Genomic DNA, 17562 nt, shown 5'->3' on the forward strand with positions numbered 1-17562 from the left:
AGAACACTTTCTCTGTTCTTACTTCCGGCAAACTAACTTATGACATTGTCTTTCTGACTCTCATAAACCAATCCACCAATATTCTTATCTGTTTATCGGTATACCCTCTTTCTTTCATCCTTTTCGTAAAATCTTTATGCTTTTTCTCGTCATCTTTATTTGATTTTACATTGAATGAAATTACTGGTAACAAATCTTCAGTGTTAGTGAAAATCTTTTTCTCAATTACATTTTTAATTTTTTCATAGGCATCCCAATGAGGCATATTACCTTCATTATTAGCCTTATACCTAAGCGTAAAATTGGTAACCTCTGCCCTAAAGTCTTTTGGATTGGCTATACCTGCAGGTTTTTCAATTTTTTCAAGTTCCTCATTCAGTATCCTTCTGTCCAGTATTTCTCCAGAATCAGGATCTCGATAATCATTTCGTTGCATCCAGTAATCGGCATAGATCACATACTTTTCAAAAATATTCTGTCCATAAGTTTGGTACGACTCTATATAAGCTTTCTGGATTTCATCGGCAATAAACTCTGCATACTTACTGGCCAGAATAGATTTTACATAATTCAGGTATTTCTCTTCAGTTTCTGCATCAAGTTGCGACTTCACAATCTCTTGTTCCAAAACATATAAAAGGTGAACAGGGTTTGCGGCAATCTCCTCAGCATCGTAATTAAACACCTTGGATAAAACTTTAAATGCAAATCTTGTGGAAGTACCAGCCATTCCCTCATTAATTCCAGCCTCATCTCTATATTCTTGTATAGATTTAGCATTCGGATCGGTCTCCTTTAAAGTTTCCCCGTTATATACTCTTAATTTTGAATAAATATTGGAATTTTCAGGTTCTTTTATTCTTGTAAGCACAGAAAACTGAGCCAGTAACTCAAGAGTCTTAGGCGCACAAATAGAATCCCTTAGAGAACTTTCCCTGATAAGTTTTTTATAGATTTTAACTTCCTCATCTACTCTGAGACAATAAGGAACCTGTACTTTGTAAATCCTGTCAAGGAAGGCCTCATTTTTCTTATCATTGGTAAATTTTGCCCATTCCGATTCATTTGAGTGAGCCAGAATTATTCCATCGAAAGGAATAGCACCTATTGGTTCCGTTCCTTTATAGTTGTTTTCCTGAGTTGCAGTAAGAAGCGGGTTTAAAACTTTAATTGGCGCTTTAAACATCTCTACAAATTCCAATATCCCCTGATTGGCAAGGCATAGTCCTCCTGTATAGGAATAAGCATCAGGATCACTTTGCTGAAAATCGGCTAGCTTCCTGATATCTACTTTACCCACAAGGGTTGAAATATCCTGATTATTTTCATCACCTGGTTCAGTTTTGGCCACTGAAATCTGATGTTGAATAGAAGGATAAAGTTTTACAACCTTAAAATTATTGACATCCCCATGAAACTCCCTCAGTCTCTTCGAGGCCCAGGGGCTCATACACATAGGTACATATCTTGTGGGAATTCCATATTCATCCTCCATTTCACTTTTATAGTCGGCAAATAGGCCAAGGGGACTTTCATAAACAGGACTCAACTGGTGCCCTGCCTTCAATACATATATAGGGTTTTGCTGAACCAACTCTTTAAGTTTTTCAGCAAGAGAACTCTTCCCACCGCCTACAGGACCCATTAAATACAGGATTTGCTTCTTCTCCTCCAATCCTTGAGCAGAATGTCGGAAATAGGAAACAATTTGTTCAATGGTAGTTTCCATTCCATAGAATTCCTTAAAAGCCGGATAAATTTTTATGGTTTTATTCGAAAAAATCCTGCTTAAAGCCGGGTCCTCTCTGGTATCCAGTTGTTCCGGTTCACCAATGGCAGCTAGCATTCTTTCTGCCGGCTTGGCATATACACTAGGATCTTTTTTACACAATTCAAGGTATTCTGAAACTGAAATTTCATTTACATCGGTACTGTAATTGGTTTTAATCTTATCTAATACACCCATAATTAATATTTTGATTTATAAAATTGACTTCAATAAAAACCTTTTTAATTGAATCGTAAATTCAAATATTGTTTGTCAGTTTAATAGGGATTTAAATATTTACTTTAAAAAATCTACCAAAAGGTAGTTGTAATGACTAAAAGTAACTTTCTTGGTATTTTTACCCTGGTGTTGGGAATAGTTTATTAGTAAATTAAAAAATTAGAAAGTAGTTGTAATATAAATTTTGTAGAATTTACAATGAAAACATTTAACAATCTTTTTGATTATCGACTATTTAGTACACAAAAAAGTTTGATACAATTTTTCAAAGAACTTGGGCGAAGGAATACAGCCTGATTTATTTAGTAATCTTATTTTAAATTTCGCCCCTGATGGTTTGTCTTGAAGGTTTTTAGCACAATTATTTTCAATACTTATGCTAAATTTAATCTAAAAATTCAAAATCATTTACCTAATTAAGGTAAATTATAGTGAAAACATTGGCTATAACCTAAAATTTCACAGGAAATAAATATCCCGATATTACGACTATAGCATATAAAAAAAAGTTAATTCGATAAAAATTATTACATGGTAATAACAACATTCCAAATAAAAATATTCAAACTTTTATTAAAAACAACAAAAAAAGCAAACAGTTTTAACTTTAAACCATTTGCTTCTTTCCCCTTTTTGTAATCCTGATTCTATAATTAAACCGGCTCTGTGCTAACTTTTTCGTTATAAGTAGATCAAAATATTTTTAATTAATTGCACTCCCATTTTATCATTGGTCTTCCACTATTTTTTCTACCTTAATATCCAGACTGTATCTTGAAAAATCCTCATTTTCAGGGACAATTGAAGCCTGCAAATTATTTTCCGATAAAATGGCTACCTGAATTAATCCTATCCCTGCTCCTTTACTTCTCTCTCCCTGAGGCTTTCCTCTTTGCTCTCTTTTATATTTTCTTAGGGCTTCTTTATCCATTCCCTTGATCGTAGCACAACTTTCTTCGAGTTCTCCAGCATATTGCTGTTCCACCAAATTGCTACATTGTATAGTATATTGCTCTTCTTCCTCGGTAATGGAAACCGAACCTATTCTTTTTTCCGAATCAGAATCAGTTATTTTTTCGGCTGAATAGAAAAAAATATTCTGAGTTAGCTCCATAAAAATTGAAAAAAGTTTCCGATTAGTTTTTGGAGCATCGGCAAACCTTTCCCTTATCTGATCTCCCAAATGGGAAATCACTAATTCATCAATTACACCTGAATGAAAAACAACCTTTGAGTTATTAGTTTGTACTTCAACTGACATTTTAGAAAATGATATTTTTTAAATGAATAGTTTGGTTTTGTTTCCACAAGCAAACTACCACTTGCTGGCAATTTGAATTTTTTTGAAAAATCGTAGGTATAACGCAAGAAATTAAAAAATGGGGTGTATAAGTTTTTGCCAGCTGGAGTTGAGTGAAGTATTTAGAAAATTAAGGTAATTTGTTCAAAAAATATTAGCTTATCATTCATTTATTACCCAGTGATTATTTTTAAAAAAACCAGAAATAAAATAGACTCTTCTGTATACATATGTTACAAACCTAGAATTAAAGCGCACAAAATACTGATAATCAATAAATTAAGCTCAAAAAAGCAAATTTAAATCACCACCTTTTTTTTAATAATCAACAATTTTCTTACTTCCAATTAAAAAATTGCAAGCTCAAATTTTTATTCCAAAAAATTGTGTCTAATTCGAGAATGGCGTGAAGTTTTGATGGCCAACTCAAAAAATCATTATAGTTTTTGAACCAAAAAGCAAAATTCCCTATTGAATTAGTATGCCAGGTTAATTATCAAAATTTTATAGGCAGATTTAAACCCCGGTTTTTTAGATCGGGGTTTATTTTTTTTAAGTCACTATTTAAACTCTAAAAAATCGACCAGGAAGATAGTTTTTCCACAAAAGAAGCAGGAACAGAGGGATCAATTGCTACACTTGCTATTACGCCAAACAATGCTCCGAACAAATGTGCATCATGCCCAATTCCATCAAGACTCCCATTTTTTGACATGTTATAAGAGTACAATAGATAAATAGTCGCGAAAATAAATCCGGGAATTCCTATCGGAATAAATATAAGATAAAGTTTATTTAAGGGGAAAAACATCACATAAGCCAAAACAATAGCCGAAGTACCACCTGAAGCACCAAGAGCATGGTATCCTGGATTTTCTTTGTGTTTTAAATAGGACGGGATTCCCGCAATAATTACTGCAATAATAAAAAATACCACATAAAGGATTTTTCCCAGTTCTCCGAACCTATAATCGAAAACAGCCTCCAGGGTACTTCCGAAAAGATACATGGTGAACATGTTAAAAAATAAATGCATGTAACCACTATGGATAAATCCGGAAGTTATAAATCTATAATATTCATTGTCATTCTTAATTTTATAGGGGGTAAACATGAATTTCATTTTCAACCCATAGTTTTTATCAGCATATAAACTCACCAAAACTATTATTATGACCAGAATCGTATTCGCACTAATATTTTCCATTCGAAAAAGAAATCTTCTTTAATTTAATTAATTGTCTGATTATTTAAATAACTTGTTCATAAGGTCATCTAGTTTGCCCACCAGGTTGATCTTTATTTTATAGTTTTTCAAATCCATCCCTTTCATATTATATTTCGATATATAAATCTCCTTAAATCCCAGTTTTTCAGCTTCTGAAATTCTGTTTTCAATTCGATTAACCGCCCTTATTTCCCCCCCCAGGCCTACTTCCGCTGCAAAACAAATTTTGCTATCTACAGAATATTCCTCCAGGGAAGAAATAATAGAGGCACAAACGGCCAGATCAATTGCAGGATCTTCTATTTTTAAGCCTCCGGTAATGTTAAGGAAAACATCCTGAAGTCCCAATCGAAGCCCCCCTCTTTTTTCCAGAACAGCCAATATCATATTGAGTCGTTTGGCATCAAAACCGGTGCAGCTTCTTTGTGGGTTACCATATACTGATGTACTTACAAGCGATTGAATTTCAATCAATAAAGGTCTATTACCCTCCAGGGTAGCACCAATTGTAATTCCACTTAAATCCTCATCTCTTTGAGAAATCAGGATTTCTGAAGGGTTACTCACCTGCCTTAAACCTACAGATTGCATTTCATAAATTCCAAGTTCTGAAGTGGAACCAAACCGATTTTTAGTAGTTCTCAAAATTCTGTAACTCATGTGCCGATCACCCTCAAACTGTAAAACGGTATCTACCATATGTTCTAAAACTTTAGGGCCGGCAATACTTCCTTCCTTATTGATATGCCCGATTAAAAAAACCGGAGTTTGCGTTTCTTTTGCAAATTGAATGAGTTCGGAAGTACATTCCCTTACCTGCGAGACACTTCCTGCTGCAGATTCCACCAGATTAGATGCCAGAGTTTGGATGGAATCTATGACCAAAATATCTGGTTGTTCCTTCTTTACATGCTGAAAAATATGCTGTGTATTGGTTTCTGTGAGGATAAAGCAATTATTGGATTTCAAGGCTAGCCGATCAGCACGCATTTTTATTTGCTGGGCACTTTCTTCTCCCGATACATATAACACTTTCTGAAAAGGGAGGCTCAAGGCCACTTGTAACATTAGGGTTGACTTGCCAATTCCCGGTTCCCCACCTATTAAGACAACCGAACCTGGCATAATTCCCCCTCCCAATACCCTGTTCAGCTCACTGTCATTAGTATCCGTGCGGTCCTCTTCACTATACACAATTTCGGCAATGGGAAATGGTTTATTTACCTTTTTTTTCTGATCTGTTGAGGAAACCCAGGAGCCTTTTTGTTCTACAGGAGACTGAACAATCTCCTCTACCATGGCATTCCAGGTACCACAAGAAGGACATTTCCCCATAAATTTTGGAGAATTATAACCACATTCCTGACAAAAATATGCTGTTTTAGTTTTCTTGGCCATCCTCCAAAAATAGAGAAAATTAGAGAATATTTTATTTGAAAACTTAAGGGTAGATTGAATTTTTACAGAAGAATGACAACTAAAAAATAATTCATTCCAAATCAGTTCCGCTCCCAATCCATTTGTATTCGGGATCTACAAGATGATTGAAATAATCAATCAGAAAAATCTGATGATTGGGTTTGGTTAAATTAATTCTCTGGTCGTGAATAAAACTGTTTATTTTCGATTCATAAGCACTCATAAATGGCATTACATCCTTTTTAAAGTTATTAACCATGTAGGTTTTCTGGCCAACACTGATATAATAAAAAGCCTTTAATGCGCCATCATGGTGGGAAGTTTGCCCGTTAAAACTCACGTATTCACCATCTCTCAACACTACAATGGGCCCGTCAATTAATAATTCAAGAAAAGTATTGTTTACAAAACCTATTTTTTCAATAAAATTTTGAGAGGTAAACACTCTTTCTTTCTCCCGCTCCTGATCAAAAAATGTGAAATAACTCACTGAATAAGGGGTAAAAGCTTTTATTTTTGTCCCATTTTTTAACCTTACTACTTTTGTATTGATATTATAATTTATTTTTCCCTTTAATACATTCCCATCAGTAAGAATAACTTCTCCCTTATACCAATTTTTTTCAATAGTATCTCCAAATACAAGGCAGAAAGAAAAATAGAAGAAGGTGAAAGTAAAAATACTCCTAATGATAATTCCCATAATTGGATTGCAGTGTTAGTCTTGTTTGTGGTAAATTGAAAATTAACTCAAAAAAAACAGGCATATTTTAGACCATGACTAAAAAAATATTCTTTTAGTTAAAACAAGAATCATACACAAATCAGATATTCCAGAATAAAATTCCAAAATTCCTACCTTTACTACTAAGGAAGTTATAATAATTTAAAAGTAAGGGATAATTTTATGGCCAGGTTATCGGAAAAGGAATCAAATCCATATGGACCATACCTGTAAAAACCACCCACTCCAAGGCCGGCAAATGCAATTCTGTAAATATCTTTTATGATTAGCCCGGATTCATAAAAACCCTTTTCCATTGTTTTGAATGGATAGTTAAGATGCTGTTCCTGATTGCTTAGTTCCCCAAATCCAGCAGCTGAAGTCAGGTAAAATTCTGGTTCCGATTTTCTTCTTTTAATGGTGGCTTTAAAAAGTTTATGGGTGTAGAATAAGGCAATGTATTTGTCAGACAAAAACTCATTCATTTGCATGGTCTGAAAACTATTTACAGCCTCCAGTTGAAACCAGTCACTACTGGTATAACTTCCCCTGATATTAAATAAATCAGTGTATGGCAAATTTCCATCAATTACATACCCTCCCGAAACCTGGAAGGAGGGCTCGCCAAACCGATGGAAAGTAAAAGTCTTCTGAACTTTAAAATCTAATTTGGTATAATCAAATTCTCCCTCCAATATACCATCGAATCCTTTATATAAATTCAGCCAGACCAAGGGATATTTTGTGCCAGTAGAAATTTTATTTCCAAGTAATTGCACATATTTCTCCCTAAATGAATATTTCAAACCTACTTTTAATTCTGTGAAATTAAATTCATTTTGAGGGGTAGAAGAAATCTCATTTCCTCCTTCTGTATTCAAAAACTGGTAGCTGGTAGTCACTTTTTTATTCACCTGGCTAAATCCCACCTGAACATCAAGATATTTGAGTGTATAAAAACTTAACCTTGCCTCCTTTCGCTCTACTTTATCCATGTTTTCAATTAAAATACTCCTGTACGTTTCAGAAGAAAGTAAATTATTATCCAGGTAAAAACTGGTTCCTCCAGATTCAAAAACATCATTGGAATAAAGTAATGAGAAGGTCAGGTCATTTCTTTTGGTCAGAAAGAAATTAATATCCCCTCCGTATTTAAAGGCTTTGTCTTTGGTACCATAGGCGAAATAACCACCTAAATTAAAGGCATTCGATAATTTTTTACTGGTATGAAGTCCACCACCAAGCCGCAATCCCTCATACAGGTTAAAATTCACAATTCGATTTAAATCCAACTGTAAATAACCCAGCGGGAGCTTTCCAGAAGTCAGCATGCTTACACCAGCCATAAACCGGTCAAGCTTGGCTTCTTTCCCGATACTATCAATAAAAGTATATGTTTCTAAGTCTTTCGGCTGAAGTGGTTCTACCCTGTATTGTGCCCAATACTCATCCTTTCTTTTATTCGCATCCGGGGCAAATTCAATGGCATCCCTGTTAAAATCCCTCCCTCTTATTTCACGCTTTCCATTTTTTTCCGGCTCTATCCTGATATCCGACAAATAGGACCTTCCTACGCCCTTCACTCCTTCATTTTCTTCCGCTTCAGGATCCTGAATTATCATATCGGTATTCAATTGCTGTGGAAACCAAAACTGACCATGAAGCAATTCATATTGCTGTTGAATTCGAATAACAAAAGTTTGTTCTTTATTGGCTGCTTCCGCTTTTACATTTTGGATGGCATAGCCGTTGGTATTGATGTATAAAAAACCTTTGAGCCCTTCGAAATTCAGATTTTTCGGTTCAAAGCTAATTACATAAACAGTATCCTGATCCTTATAAATTGAGTCCTCAAGCGTAAAGTAATACTTTTTAAAACTTCCCTTACTTATTGGATTCAGGTAGGTTTTAAACATAATTTTAATCTGATCATCGTAAAAAGAAAAAGGCTGAAAAGAATTTGCCATAGTAGTAAACATGGGATTTTTCAGCCCTGAAACTCTATTGGCTAACACCATTTCTTTACTTCTATCGGGGAAAAGATACTTTCGTTCAGTAACCGATTCCATTAAAAACAAATGTTTGTCCTCCAGAAACTCATCTAATTCCATTTCTTCCTCTTCATTATTTTCTTCCGGTTCTTCCTCTTCCTCATCATTTGCTCCTTTTTTCCCTTTTGAATTGTTATTTCTTTTCTTCTTACTTTCCTTTTCCTCATCCTCATCAAAGTTAATCCCAAATGATTCTTCGTTATCCTTTGTTTTTTCTGAGTCTGCCACAACAGTAGAATCTCTTTTTACTTTGGGAACACTATCACTTTCCTCCAGTCCGGTTACAAAAAATTTATTATAAGACTTGTAAGAAAATGATTTTATCTTTTCAGGATTGTTCTTCTTTTTGTTCTTTGCAGCCAGCCTTATAATTCTATGAGCCGGATTCTCACCAGCCAGAATGTCCACCTCCTTTAGTGCTTTAATCTGGCTATTTAACCTTATAGTGAGGTTTTTAAAATCAACATTGGGGTTTTGAACACTGTAATTATCTGGGATTATTTTCACAGGATCGTACCCCACATAACTAAATTGAATGGTTTCTATCGGCAGGGATGAGGTATAAGAAAAAGTCCCGTCAATTCTGGTGGTAGTTCCTTTTCGAGCTTCATTAATTACAATATTTACAAAGGCTAATGGCTCTTTGGTTTTAGCATCAATTACTTTTCCTTTAATAAAATTGAGCTGAGCATTACAACAAAGAGATATAAAGACAAAAAAATGAATTAGGATGGCAGCTTTCATTCACAAAAAATTTATTGAACTCTCAAGACGATTTGGCTTTTAAAAAGTTACTAAAACCAATAAAAAGGTTAGAAAAAATTTATTTTAAATTAAGCGCTTTGTAACCAATCGTAAACCAAATTATTTCCCTTAACACCAAAATGTACAATGATCCACCGGGAAATAACCGAAATTTTAATATCTTATCTTGAAAAAATTCAATGATGTATAAAATAGGATTTAAATAAACGAAAAAGAAAAGTTGACTTATAAAATTAGCAATTTACAGTGGGAGTTGTAGTAAAAACATTGTAAACCAAATGAGAATTAACAGCTAAACAAAAAAACATATGTCAACTAAATTTGCCAGCATTCATTTTAAGGAGAAGGATATTATTTACGTAAAGTTTACCAGTATAAAACCAGAGATCAACCAATTTGAAGAATACCTCAAGGAGCTAACAAAAAACATGATTAGTGCCGATCAAAAGGTTTTTATTATTTTAGATGCCACTTACTCTTTTTTCCTGCCTTTTGAACTCAGGAAAAAACAGGCACAATGGATGAAAGAAAATAAGGAGTTGATTATAGAAAAAGTTTTATGCACAATTTCCGTTATTCCAAACGCTATTCAAAGGACGGTGCTTTACAGTATTTTTGCAATTCAAAAACCATATTCTCCCTATAAGATTTTTAAGAGTGTAAAAGAGAGCATGGATTACATTTCTTATCACAAGGAATTAGTTTAAGCACTAAAAGGAACATTTTACTAATCAGATTAGTTATTTTTGGAAACTAACAAGGCTGTCTAACCAGAAAAATTTGTAATGGAAGGTTCTAAATCCGCTCAGATATACCAAAAAGTAATTTTGTTCGATGGAGTTTGCAATTTGTGTAACTCCAGTGTTAATTTTATTATCGATCGGGACCCTCAAGCCAAATTCAAATTTACTTCTCTACAATCTGAGGAAGGCCAGGAAATCTTAAATGAATTCAATTTACCCACCAAAGATTTTGATACAATCATTTATGTAGAAAATGGCAAGTTATATAATAAATCTTCTGCAGCATTGAAAATAGCCAAAGGGCTCAACGGAGCATGGCCTCTACTTTATATTTTCTATTTCCTGCCTAAATTTTTCAGGGATTTCTTTTATAACATAATTGCCAAAAACCGGTACAAATGGTTTGGAAAAGAAGATGCCTGCCGAATTCCCACACCTGAACTCAAAAGCAGATTTATATAAAACTATACCATCTCCTTTTCCAGCTCAAATTCAGTTTTATAATCTGAAAGTATCCCCCACTCATCAAGTCCGGTTTGATAAAATCTTGACGAAGAATAAGTGTAATTCTCCGCTTCGGTTACTTCGATTCGTGTTTCCTGAACTGGTTCCTGGTGGATAAAATTGAGTATATGCTCCAACTCTTCAGTTGAATTAATTTCCTGAGGAACACCGCTTTTTTGCCAAAACTGGATTTTTTGGAAAAACCTATCCACCCAAAACCTGTCTAATACAGAAGGATGGTTTTCTCTAAGGTGTACTAAAAACTTGTAGGAAGTCATTTTCATAAGGTTAACATGAGGCATATCTTCCTTGCTTCCAGGGTGTTTTAATATTTTCCAAATAATGTTTACATGAGTAGGCATAATACAAAACCCATAAACTTTCACTACTCCGGTTTTTTCAAGCAGTTTTAAATGCTCTATTACATAGGATTTATAAATGTCATTGGAAAAGAGATTTTGATGTTTGTAAACTCCAAGAGTAAAAAAAGTGATGATATCGGAATTCATCATGTTTATTTTTTTTAAAGTTTAAAAAATATGAATTGCACTATTACCGTAATTGAAATTTTTTATTAGGCGTATTTGGTTTGAATCAAACTGGACAAAAAATTTCAGTTTCTAAAAAATAACGTCTCCAAGAGGATATTGTTTAGGCAGGAAACGCCTATTAAACATCTTTGTTGTAGGAAATAATTAGATCTTTATATAATTTTTCCCAAAACTTTTTAGCAACAATAGATTGTTCATTTCACTCCCACTATTTAAATGAAAAATTATCTTATTTTTCTTCTTTTCATTCTTTTAACCTTTACTTTTCACGGTCTAAGCCAGGCAAAGGATATTTACCCAAAGAATCATAATATTGATATTCTCCATTACCTTTTTAAATTGGAGTTATCTGACGAGCATGACCAGATTAGAGGTGAGACTACCATTACCTTAAAATACCTATCTGATTCGATTACCACTTTCCAATTGGATTTAGTATCTCCGAAAAGCTGGGATCCTTCAGTGGGAATGAAAATCAGGAAAATTCTAAATGAAAAAAGGGAACCAGTCCTTTTTGAGCATTCTTCGGATAAAATCAGGCTAAAATTTGAACAAGACTCCAAACCTAACCTCATTACAATTATTTATGATGGAATTCCTGAAGATGGTTTAATCATTTCAAAAAATAAGTATGGCCACAGAACATTTTTTGGTGACAATTGGCCAAACAGAGCGCACCACTGGCTTCCCACCATCGATCATCCCTACGAAAAAGCCACCTGCGAGTTTATCATCACTGCTCCGCAGCATTACCAGGTAGTAGCCACAGGACTCAAAAAAGAAGAAAGTATGCTGACCGGAAATAAAAAACTAACCCATTATGAAAACAAAGTTCCTCTTTCTACAAAAGTTATGGTAATAGGCGTAGCCAGGTTTGCCATCCAGTATTTGGGAGAAGTTAATTCAGTTCCCATTGAAAGTTGGGTGTATCCTCAAAATAGAGAAGAAGGGTTTTATGATTATGCCATTGTGGTTAAAATATTCCGTTTTTTTTATAGCCATATTGGTCCATATGCTTTTGCAAAGCTGGCCAATGTTCAATCAAAAACGAGATATGGAGGGATGGAAAATGCCGGAAATATATTCTATCATGAAGGATCTGTAACTGGGAACCGACAGTCTGAAGCATTAATAGCTCATGAAGTAGCCCATCAATGGTTTGGGGATTCGGCTTCAGAAAAGGATTGGGAGCATATCTGGCTCAGTGAAGGTTTCGCCACCTATTTCACGCATTTGTATTTTGAATTTTCCTACGGAAGGGATAAGATGATCGAACGGATGCTGACAGATAAAGCAAAGATTTTGTCATATTACGATACTCACCCCCATCCAATTGTTTTTAGTGGGTATACTGACCTGATGGAAATTTTAAACACCAATTCCTACCAAAAAGCAAGCTGGGTTTTGCATATGCTTAGGTTTGTAGTGGGGGACGATATCTTTTGGGAAGGAATAAGGAAATACTATCAGACTTATAATTTAAATAATGCCCTAACTAAAGATTTTCAAAGCGTTATGGAAAATGTATCCGGGGAAGATTTGGACTGGTTTTTTAAGCAATGGTTTTTCCACCCAGGCCAACCGAAACTTCAATTAGACTGGAAATACCACAAAAAGGATAGAAAAGCGATTATCACTATTCATCAAACCCAGAAAGATCTTATTTATCAAATGCCGATAGAGATTGGGATAACTTCAAAAAATGAGGAGGGGAATCTGACTGAAACTATTCACAAAATTCAACTCAAAGAGGGGGTCCAAACTTTTGAAATAAGTACAGAACACCCTCCCAGGGACATCATAATGGATCCAAATCATTGGTTATTATTTACTGAATGAAACCCCTAATTCATTTTTTCCTTTTCTGCTTTAGAAACATTTACCCTTATTTGGTTGGTAATTACATTACTCCTGTTTCTTACAATATCACAAGCCAAATAAATGGACTCCCTTAATGAGGTTTCACTGGCTTTATTTAACCCGGCAATATTGAAGGCAGTCCCATGATCGGGGGATGTTCTTACGATTGGTAACCCGGCTGTAAAATTCACTCCTGTATCAAAAGCTATTGTTTTAAAAGGAATTAAGCCCTGATCGTGATACATGGCTAAAACAGCATCATATTTTTGGAAAGAATAAGTCCCGAAAAAACCATCTGCGGGAAAAGGACCGCCAATTAAATTTCCCCTGTTTTTTAAATCGGAGATTACCGGAGAAATAATTTCCTGTTCTTCCTTGCCCAAAAGCCCACCCTCTCCGGCATGCGGATTGAGTCCTAAAACAGCAATTCTTGGTTTAAGGATTCCAAAATCAACCTTCAATGATTTTATCAACACCTTAAGCCTTTTGGTTAATAATTCTTTGGTAATCCTTTGTTTAACTTTTTCCAACGGAATATGTCCTGTAGCCACAGCCACCCTCAAATCCTGGCTACACAGCATCATTAAACTATTTCTGCTTTCGAATGCGGAGGCATAATATTCCGTGTGTCCGGGAAACTTAAATTCTTCACTCTGAATATTTTCCTTGCTTATCGGGCAGGTTACCACCGCATCTATAAATCCATCCTTTAAATGTTTTGTGGATTCCTTAATGGCCAAAAATGCCGATTTCCCGGCTTCATCAGTCAACCGACCTGGGTCAATTTCATAATTCTCATGCCAGCAATTAATTAGGTTGGGTTTCCGCTCATTGATATAGCTATTCTCATTGTATTGATGATAGCTGAATTTTTCAATATTGAGTGCCCTTTTATATTTTGTTAATATTTTTCCAGAACCATAAATAATTGGTGTACAAATATTCGAAATCCTGGAATCTCCCAAAGCCTTTATAATTACTTCCGGGCCAACTCCATTGAAGTCACCTATAGTAATTCCTATTTTGGGTTTAGTTTTATTTTTAGTATTTGAATTGTCCATCTTCATTTATATATACCTTAATTCATAAGGTGTATTCTTTTGGTAAAAAATTCTAATTGTTTTCTGCTCTGTGAACCAGTTTTTTAAAAAATTCCACTAATAGCCTAACTCCTGCTCCGGTTCCAAACTTTCCTCTGTAACTGTCTTCCTTTAAAAGATAAGCCGGCCCTGCAATATCAAAGTGAACCCAATTGTAATCTACAAAATGTTCCAAAAACTTCCCCGCTGTAATCGCTCCGGCAGCATTACTCCCTAAGTTCCTGATGTCGGCAATCCCAGATTTCAATTCATCTCCGTAATCTTCCCATAAGGGAAGCTCAACTAATCGTTCAAAAACTGCTTTTCCAGCTTCCTCCAGCTGGTTTTTCACGTCTTCACCTGCATTGCCCATATACACAATGCCATATTGCCCTATTGCCCGAATCGCTGCCCCTGTTAAGGTCGCTAAGTCAAAAACAAGTTCGGGGTTCAATTCCCTGGCATAATCCAAAGCATCAGCCATAACCAGTCTTCCTTCTGCATCGGTATTGGCCACTTCTATAGTGGAACCTTTTCTCGAACCAATCACATCACCAGGCGCATATGCATTTCCCCCTGGTCGATTATCTGTTGCGGGAATCAATCCAATTACCTTTACCGGCAATTTACTTTTGGCAATAGCCACAAATGTACCCACAACAGCTCCAGCTCCGGCCATGTCACATTTCATGATGTCCATGGAATTCTCTGTGGGTTTCAGACTTAAACCTCCAGTATCGTAAACCACACCTTTACCTACCAAAACAATAGGCTTTTCATTCACCGAATTTTCCGGAGCATACTCTAAAATTGAAAAAGTAGGCGGATCAATACTTCCTTTATTCACCGCAAGTAAAGCCTCCATTCTTTCCTCCTCAATTTCCTTTTTTTGGAGCACCTTCACCTCAAATCCTGAAGCCTTGCCCAGTTCCTCAATGCTTTTGGCAAATTGCTGTGCGGTTAAATAACTGACCGGTTCATTTACCAGATCCCTTGTAGCAAATACGCCTTCTGCTATATTTACCACATCTTCAGCATGATGGGTATCAAATCCACCTTCCAGCAGTGTCAGGCTCTCCGGGAAAGTTTTTTTCTTTTCTTTCTTATATTTCCCAAACTGGTAATTGCTCAATAAAAGCCCTTCAAACAAATCAAGAAAGTAGGACTCTGTTTTCTGTTCATTCTTTAGCTGAAGAGATTCCAGTTTTTCCTTATCCGCCAATTTTTGGATTTCATTGCCCAGTTTTCTGCATTTTTCCCTCAGTTTGTACGCCTCCCCATCTGTATTAATAATTACCAAAAATAAAAAAGCAGCGTACCGATTGAGAACAATAAGTTCATTTCCCTGATCAAATTGCCTTTTTGCATACTGGAATTCAGCGGGAGTTTGGCAAAAAGATTCTGCTTTAGCCAGTTCATCACACAGGACAACCAGACTTTGCTCACTATCAATTTCTTTAGAAAAATTCACCGGAGGCACCATATTTCTTGCTTTATTTGCCAAATATATTAATAATCGCAAAACTCTACACAGGAAAATGGGATATGTAAGGCCTAAGAAAAAACTCGGACAGCATTTTTTGAAAGACAATCATATTGCAGAGAGAATTGTAAAAAGCCTCACACTACATAATGGCTACACAAATGTTTTGGAAATAGGCCCGGGAACAGGAGTTCTAACCAGGATTTTATTGAAAGATTCTCAAATTAAAACCAAGGTAGTAGAAATTGACCGGGAATCAGTAACTTATCTTAAGGAAAACTTTGAATTAAAAGAAGAAGACATCATCTCAGGAGACTTCCTCAGAATGCAAATAGACACTATTTTCCCCGGAAAATATGGAATTATTGGGAACTTTCCCTATAATATATCCTCCCAAATATTTTTTAAAATTCTGGAATATCGAAATACGGTAGAGGAGATAGTCTGTATGCTTCAGAAGGAAGTTGCGGAAAGAATAAATGCCGGGCCGGGAGGAAAAACCAGTGGAATTTTAAGTATTTTACTTCAGGCCTATTATGATATTGAGTATCTGTTTACAGTACCTCCGGAGGTTTTTAATCCACCTCCAAAAGTACAGTCCGGGGTTATTTCCTTAAAAAGAAATGATAGAGAAAAGCTGGGTTGTGATGAAAAATTATTTGCCCGAATTGTAAAACAGGGATTTAACAATAGAAGAAAAACTTTAAGAAATGCTTTAAAAAGTCTGGGCATTCCAAAAGAAATCACACAGGACGAAATTTATGGAAAAAGAGCAGAAGCCCTTTCAGTAGATCAGTTTATTGATATTACCAAAAATATAGAGGAGGGGTTGAAGGAATAATTTTCCCAAAAATTAGATTATTTTTATAGAATTAGAGTTTTTCAGATAAACAACCACTTTTGGATTAAAATATCCACCTTCAAAACACTTGCTGCTGTATGGAATATTTAAACCTCTTCCGGAAATTGTTTGAAAACCGAATCAGGTACCTGGTTTGTGGTGGATTGGCAGTAAATATTTATGGAATTCCTCGAATGACTGCCGATATTGACCTGCTGCTGGATTTTAATCAGGTAAATATTACCAATTTTAACAAATCGGTGAAGGAACTGGCTTACCAGCCCCATGCGCCTATTTCGCTCGAAATGCTTCTGGATGAGGAAAAAAGGATGGACGTAGTCAAAAATAAAAACATGATTGCCTATTCTTTTTACAATACCCTTTCCGACTATATGAATCTTGATGTATTAATTGATGCACCCTTTGATTTCGATCATCTCTGGAACAATAGGGAAACCAGAAAAATAGAGGAAGTTGAAGTGTATATTGTGGCGCTGGAAGACTTAATCGCTATGAAAAAATATGCCAACCGAAACCAGGACAAGCAGGACATTATCATGTTGTCCAAACTCAAAAACATCAAACCAGAATAAAAATCTTATGCCCTCAAAGCATAAAACCCTTTTGGATGCCATCTAAATTTTCCCAATAAAATCCTGCAGCTACTTACCATTTTTTAAATTCTCCCGTTAGAACTCAGAATTTTCATATTTTTTTAATCCTGGTACCTACAAACATTTTTTTAATGCACGACCCTATTTTTATTCGTCCTATTGCCGCAAATAAAGACAAAGGTTTTTATGCCGAAGTGACCGAATCAGAAATAAAAGCACACTTAAACAGAAGCCTGGGAGATATTTTCAATTGGCTGGAAAACACGAATAAGTTTATTTCTGCGCTACAAACAGATACTGAAAAAGAAAGAAGTAGAAAGGCCAAACTGGTTTATAATCCCATTGAATTTCCGTAAATCGGGATAGTTACTCTGAGATTAACTGCTTCCTCA

General features: G+C 35.2%; 15 protein-coding genes. 6 read left to right on the plus strand and 9 right to left on the minus strand.

The features are described from left to right. Positions 1 to 37: 37 nt before the first annotated feature. The 6 genes from A3EM_RS0101165 to A3EM_RS0101190 all read right to left on the minus strand — a co-directional run bounded on the left by A3EM_RS0101165 (position 38) and on the right by A3EM_RS0101190 (position 9474). Positions 38 to 1966, minus strand: coding sequence for a PrkA family serine protein kinase (locus A3EM_RS0101165; RefSeq protein ID WP_020526322.1), 1929 nt, complete (start codon positions 1964 to 1966; stop codon positions 38 to 40). Positions 1967 to 2735: 769 nt separating this feature from the next. After that, positions 2736 to 3269: a SiaB family protein kinase gene (locus A3EM_RS45365; RefSeq protein ID WP_020526323.1), complete on the minus strand. Its 534-nt coding sequence runs from the start codon at positions 3267 to 3269 to the stop codon at positions 2736 to 2738. 610 nt (positions 3270 to 3879) lie between these two features. Continuing rightward, on the minus strand, positions 3880 to 4515 hold the full coding sequence (locus tag A3EM_RS0101175) for a rhomboid family intramembrane serine protease (RefSeq protein ID WP_020526324.1): 636 nt from the start codon (positions 4513 to 4515) through the stop codon (positions 3880 to 3882). Between the two features lie 39 nt (positions 4516 to 4554). After that, positions 4555 to 5934, minus strand: coding sequence for a DNA repair protein RadA (gene radA / locus A3EM_RS0101180; RefSeq protein ID WP_020526325.1), 1380 nt, complete (start codon positions 5932 to 5934; stop codon positions 4555 to 4557). 91 nt (positions 5935 to 6025) lie between these two features. Then, the gene (locus A3EM_RS0101185; protein WP_020526326.1) at positions 6026 to 6658 is read right to left on the minus strand and encodes a hypothetical protein; all 633 of its coding nucleotides are present in this window, start codon (positions 6656 to 6658) and stop codon (positions 6026 to 6028) included. Positions 6659 to 6831: 173 nt separating this feature from the next. Then, positions 6832 to 9474 (minus strand): DUF5686 and carboxypeptidase-like regulatory domain-containing protein, encoded by a 2643-nt coding sequence (locus A3EM_RS0101190; protein ID WP_020526327.1) that lies wholly within the window; start codon positions 9472 to 9474, stop codon positions 6832 to 6834. Positions 9475 to 9803: 329 nt separating this feature from the next. Here A3EM_RS0101190 and A3EM_RS0101195 point away from each other — a divergent pair, with 329 nt between their 5' ends. After that, a complete protein-coding gene (locus tag A3EM_RS0101195; protein ID WP_020526328.1) occupies positions 9804 to 10202 on the plus strand; it encodes a hypothetical protein in 399 nt (132 codons plus the stop codon). 78 nt (positions 10203 to 10280) lie between these two features. Continuing rightward, positions 10281 to 10700, plus strand: a complete 420-nt coding sequence (locus A3EM_RS0101200) for a thiol-disulfide oxidoreductase DCC family protein (RefSeq protein ID WP_020526329.1) — start codon at positions 10281 to 10283, stop codon at positions 10698 to 10700. Positions 10701 to 10702: 2 nt separating this feature from the next. Here the strand turns inward: A3EM_RS0101200 and A3EM_RS0101205 are convergent, their stop codons facing one another. Further along, on the minus strand, positions 10703 to 11254 hold the full coding sequence (locus tag A3EM_RS0101205; protein ID WP_157637697.1) for a hypothetical protein: 552 nt from the start codon (positions 11252 to 11254) through the stop codon (positions 10703 to 10705). Positions 11255 to 11509: 255 nt separating this feature from the next. Between A3EM_RS0101205 and A3EM_RS0101210 the strand changes: the two genes are divergently transcribed. After that, entirely contained in the window at positions 11510 to 13132 is a 1623-nt protein-coding gene (locus A3EM_RS0101210; protein ID WP_020526331.1) for a M1 family metallopeptidase, read from the plus strand. Positions 13133 to 13137: 5 nt separating this feature from the next. Here the strand turns inward: A3EM_RS0101210 and pdxA are convergent, their stop codons facing one another. Next, positions 13138 to 14214: a 4-hydroxythreonine-4-phosphate dehydrogenase PdxA gene (pdxA, locus tag A3EM_RS0101215; RefSeq protein ID WP_020526332.1), complete on the minus strand. Its 1077-nt coding sequence runs from the start codon at positions 14212 to 14214 to the stop codon at positions 13138 to 13140. Positions 14215 to 14266: 52 nt separating this feature from the next. Beyond that, positions 14267 to 15736 carry a leucyl aminopeptidase family protein gene (locus tag A3EM_RS0101220; RefSeq protein WP_020526333.1) on the minus strand — a complete coding sequence of 490 codons (1470 nt, stop codon included), beginning with the start codon at positions 15734 to 15736 and terminating at the stop codon, positions 14267 to 14269. A gap of 34 nt (positions 15737 to 15770) precedes the next feature. Between A3EM_RS0101220 and rsmA the strand changes: the two genes are divergently transcribed. The 3 genes from rsmA (at position 15771) to A3EM_RS0101235 (ending at position 17526) form a co-directional block, all read left to right on the plus strand. Further along, positions 15771 to 16556, plus strand: coding sequence for a 16S rRNA (adenine(1518)-N(6)/adenine(1519)-N(6))-dimethyltransferase RsmA (gene rsmA, locus A3EM_RS0101225; RefSeq protein WP_020526334.1), 786 nt, complete (start codon positions 15771 to 15773; stop codon positions 16554 to 16556). 98 nt (positions 16557 to 16654) lie between these two features. Continuing rightward, entirely contained in the window at positions 16655 to 17149 is a 495-nt protein-coding gene (locus A3EM_RS0101230; protein WP_020526335.1) for a nucleotidyl transferase AbiEii/AbiGii toxin family protein, read from the plus strand. A 152-nt stretch (positions 17150 to 17301) separates the two neighbouring features. Next, complete coding sequence (locus tag A3EM_RS0101235; protein ID WP_020526336.1) at positions 17302 to 17526, plus strand: hypothetical protein; 225 nt, start codon at positions 17302 to 17304, stop codon at positions 17524 to 17526. The last annotated feature ends 36 nt before the right edge of the window (positions 17527 to 17562 follow it).

The organism is Flexithrix dorotheae DSM 6795, assembly GCF_000379765.1.
GTDB lineage: Bacteria > Bacteroidota > Bacteroidia > Cytophagales > Flammeovirgaceae > Flexithrix > Flexithrix dorotheae.

Excerpts from the sequence above, each read along its gene's own strand:
- A3EM_RS0101165 (WP_020526322.1), bottom strand. The coding sequence starts at position 1,966 with ATGGGTGTATTAGATAAGATTAAAACCAATTACAGTACCGATGTAAAT.
- A3EM_RS45365 (WP_020526323.1), bottom strand. The coding sequence starts at position 3,269 with ATGTCAGTTGAAGTACAAACTAATAACTCAAAGGTTGTTTTTCATTCA.
- A3EM_RS0101175 (WP_020526324.1), bottom strand. The coding sequence starts at position 4,515 with ATGGAAAATATTAGTGCGAATACGATTCTGGTCATAATAATAGTTTTG.
- radA (WP_020526325.1), bottom strand. The coding sequence starts at position 5,934 with ATGGCCAAGAAAACTAAAACAGCATATTTTTGTCAGGAATGTGGTTAT.
- A3EM_RS0101185 (WP_020526326.1), bottom strand. The coding sequence starts at position 6,658 with ATGGGAATTATCATTAGGAGTATTTTTACTTTCACCTTCTTCTATTTT.
- A3EM_RS0101190 (WP_020526327.1), bottom strand. The coding sequence starts at position 9,474 with ATGAAAGCTGCCATCCTAATTCATTTTTTTGTCTTTATATCTCTTTGT.
- A3EM_RS0101195 (WP_020526328.1), top strand. The coding sequence starts at position 9,804 with ATGTCAACTAAATTTGCCAGCATTCATTTTAAGGAGAAGGATATTATT.
- A3EM_RS0101200 (WP_020526329.1), top strand. The coding sequence starts at position 10,281 with ATGGAAGGTTCTAAATCCGCTCAGATATACCAAAAAGTAATTTTGTTC.
- A3EM_RS0101205 (WP_157637697.1), bottom strand. The coding sequence starts at position 11,254 with ATGATGAATTCCGATATCATCACTTTTTTTACTCTTGGAGTTTACAAA.
- A3EM_RS0101210 (WP_020526331.1), top strand. The coding sequence starts at position 11,510 with ATGAAAAATTATCTTATTTTTCTTCTTTTCATTCTTTTAACCTTTACT.
- pdxA (WP_020526332.1), bottom strand. The coding sequence starts at position 14,214 with ATGGACAATTCAAATACTAAAAATAAAACTAAACCCAAAATAGGAATT.
- rsmA (WP_020526334.1), top strand. The coding sequence starts at position 15,771 with ATGGGATATGTAAGGCCTAAGAAAAAACTCGGACAGCATTTTTTGAAA.
- A3EM_RS0101230 (WP_020526335.1), top strand. The coding sequence starts at position 16,655 with ATGGAATATTTAAACCTCTTCCGGAAATTGTTTGAAAACCGAATCAGG.
- A3EM_RS0101235 (WP_020526336.1), top strand. The coding sequence starts at position 17,302 with ATGCACGACCCTATTTTTATTCGTCCTATTGCCGCAAATAAAGACAAA.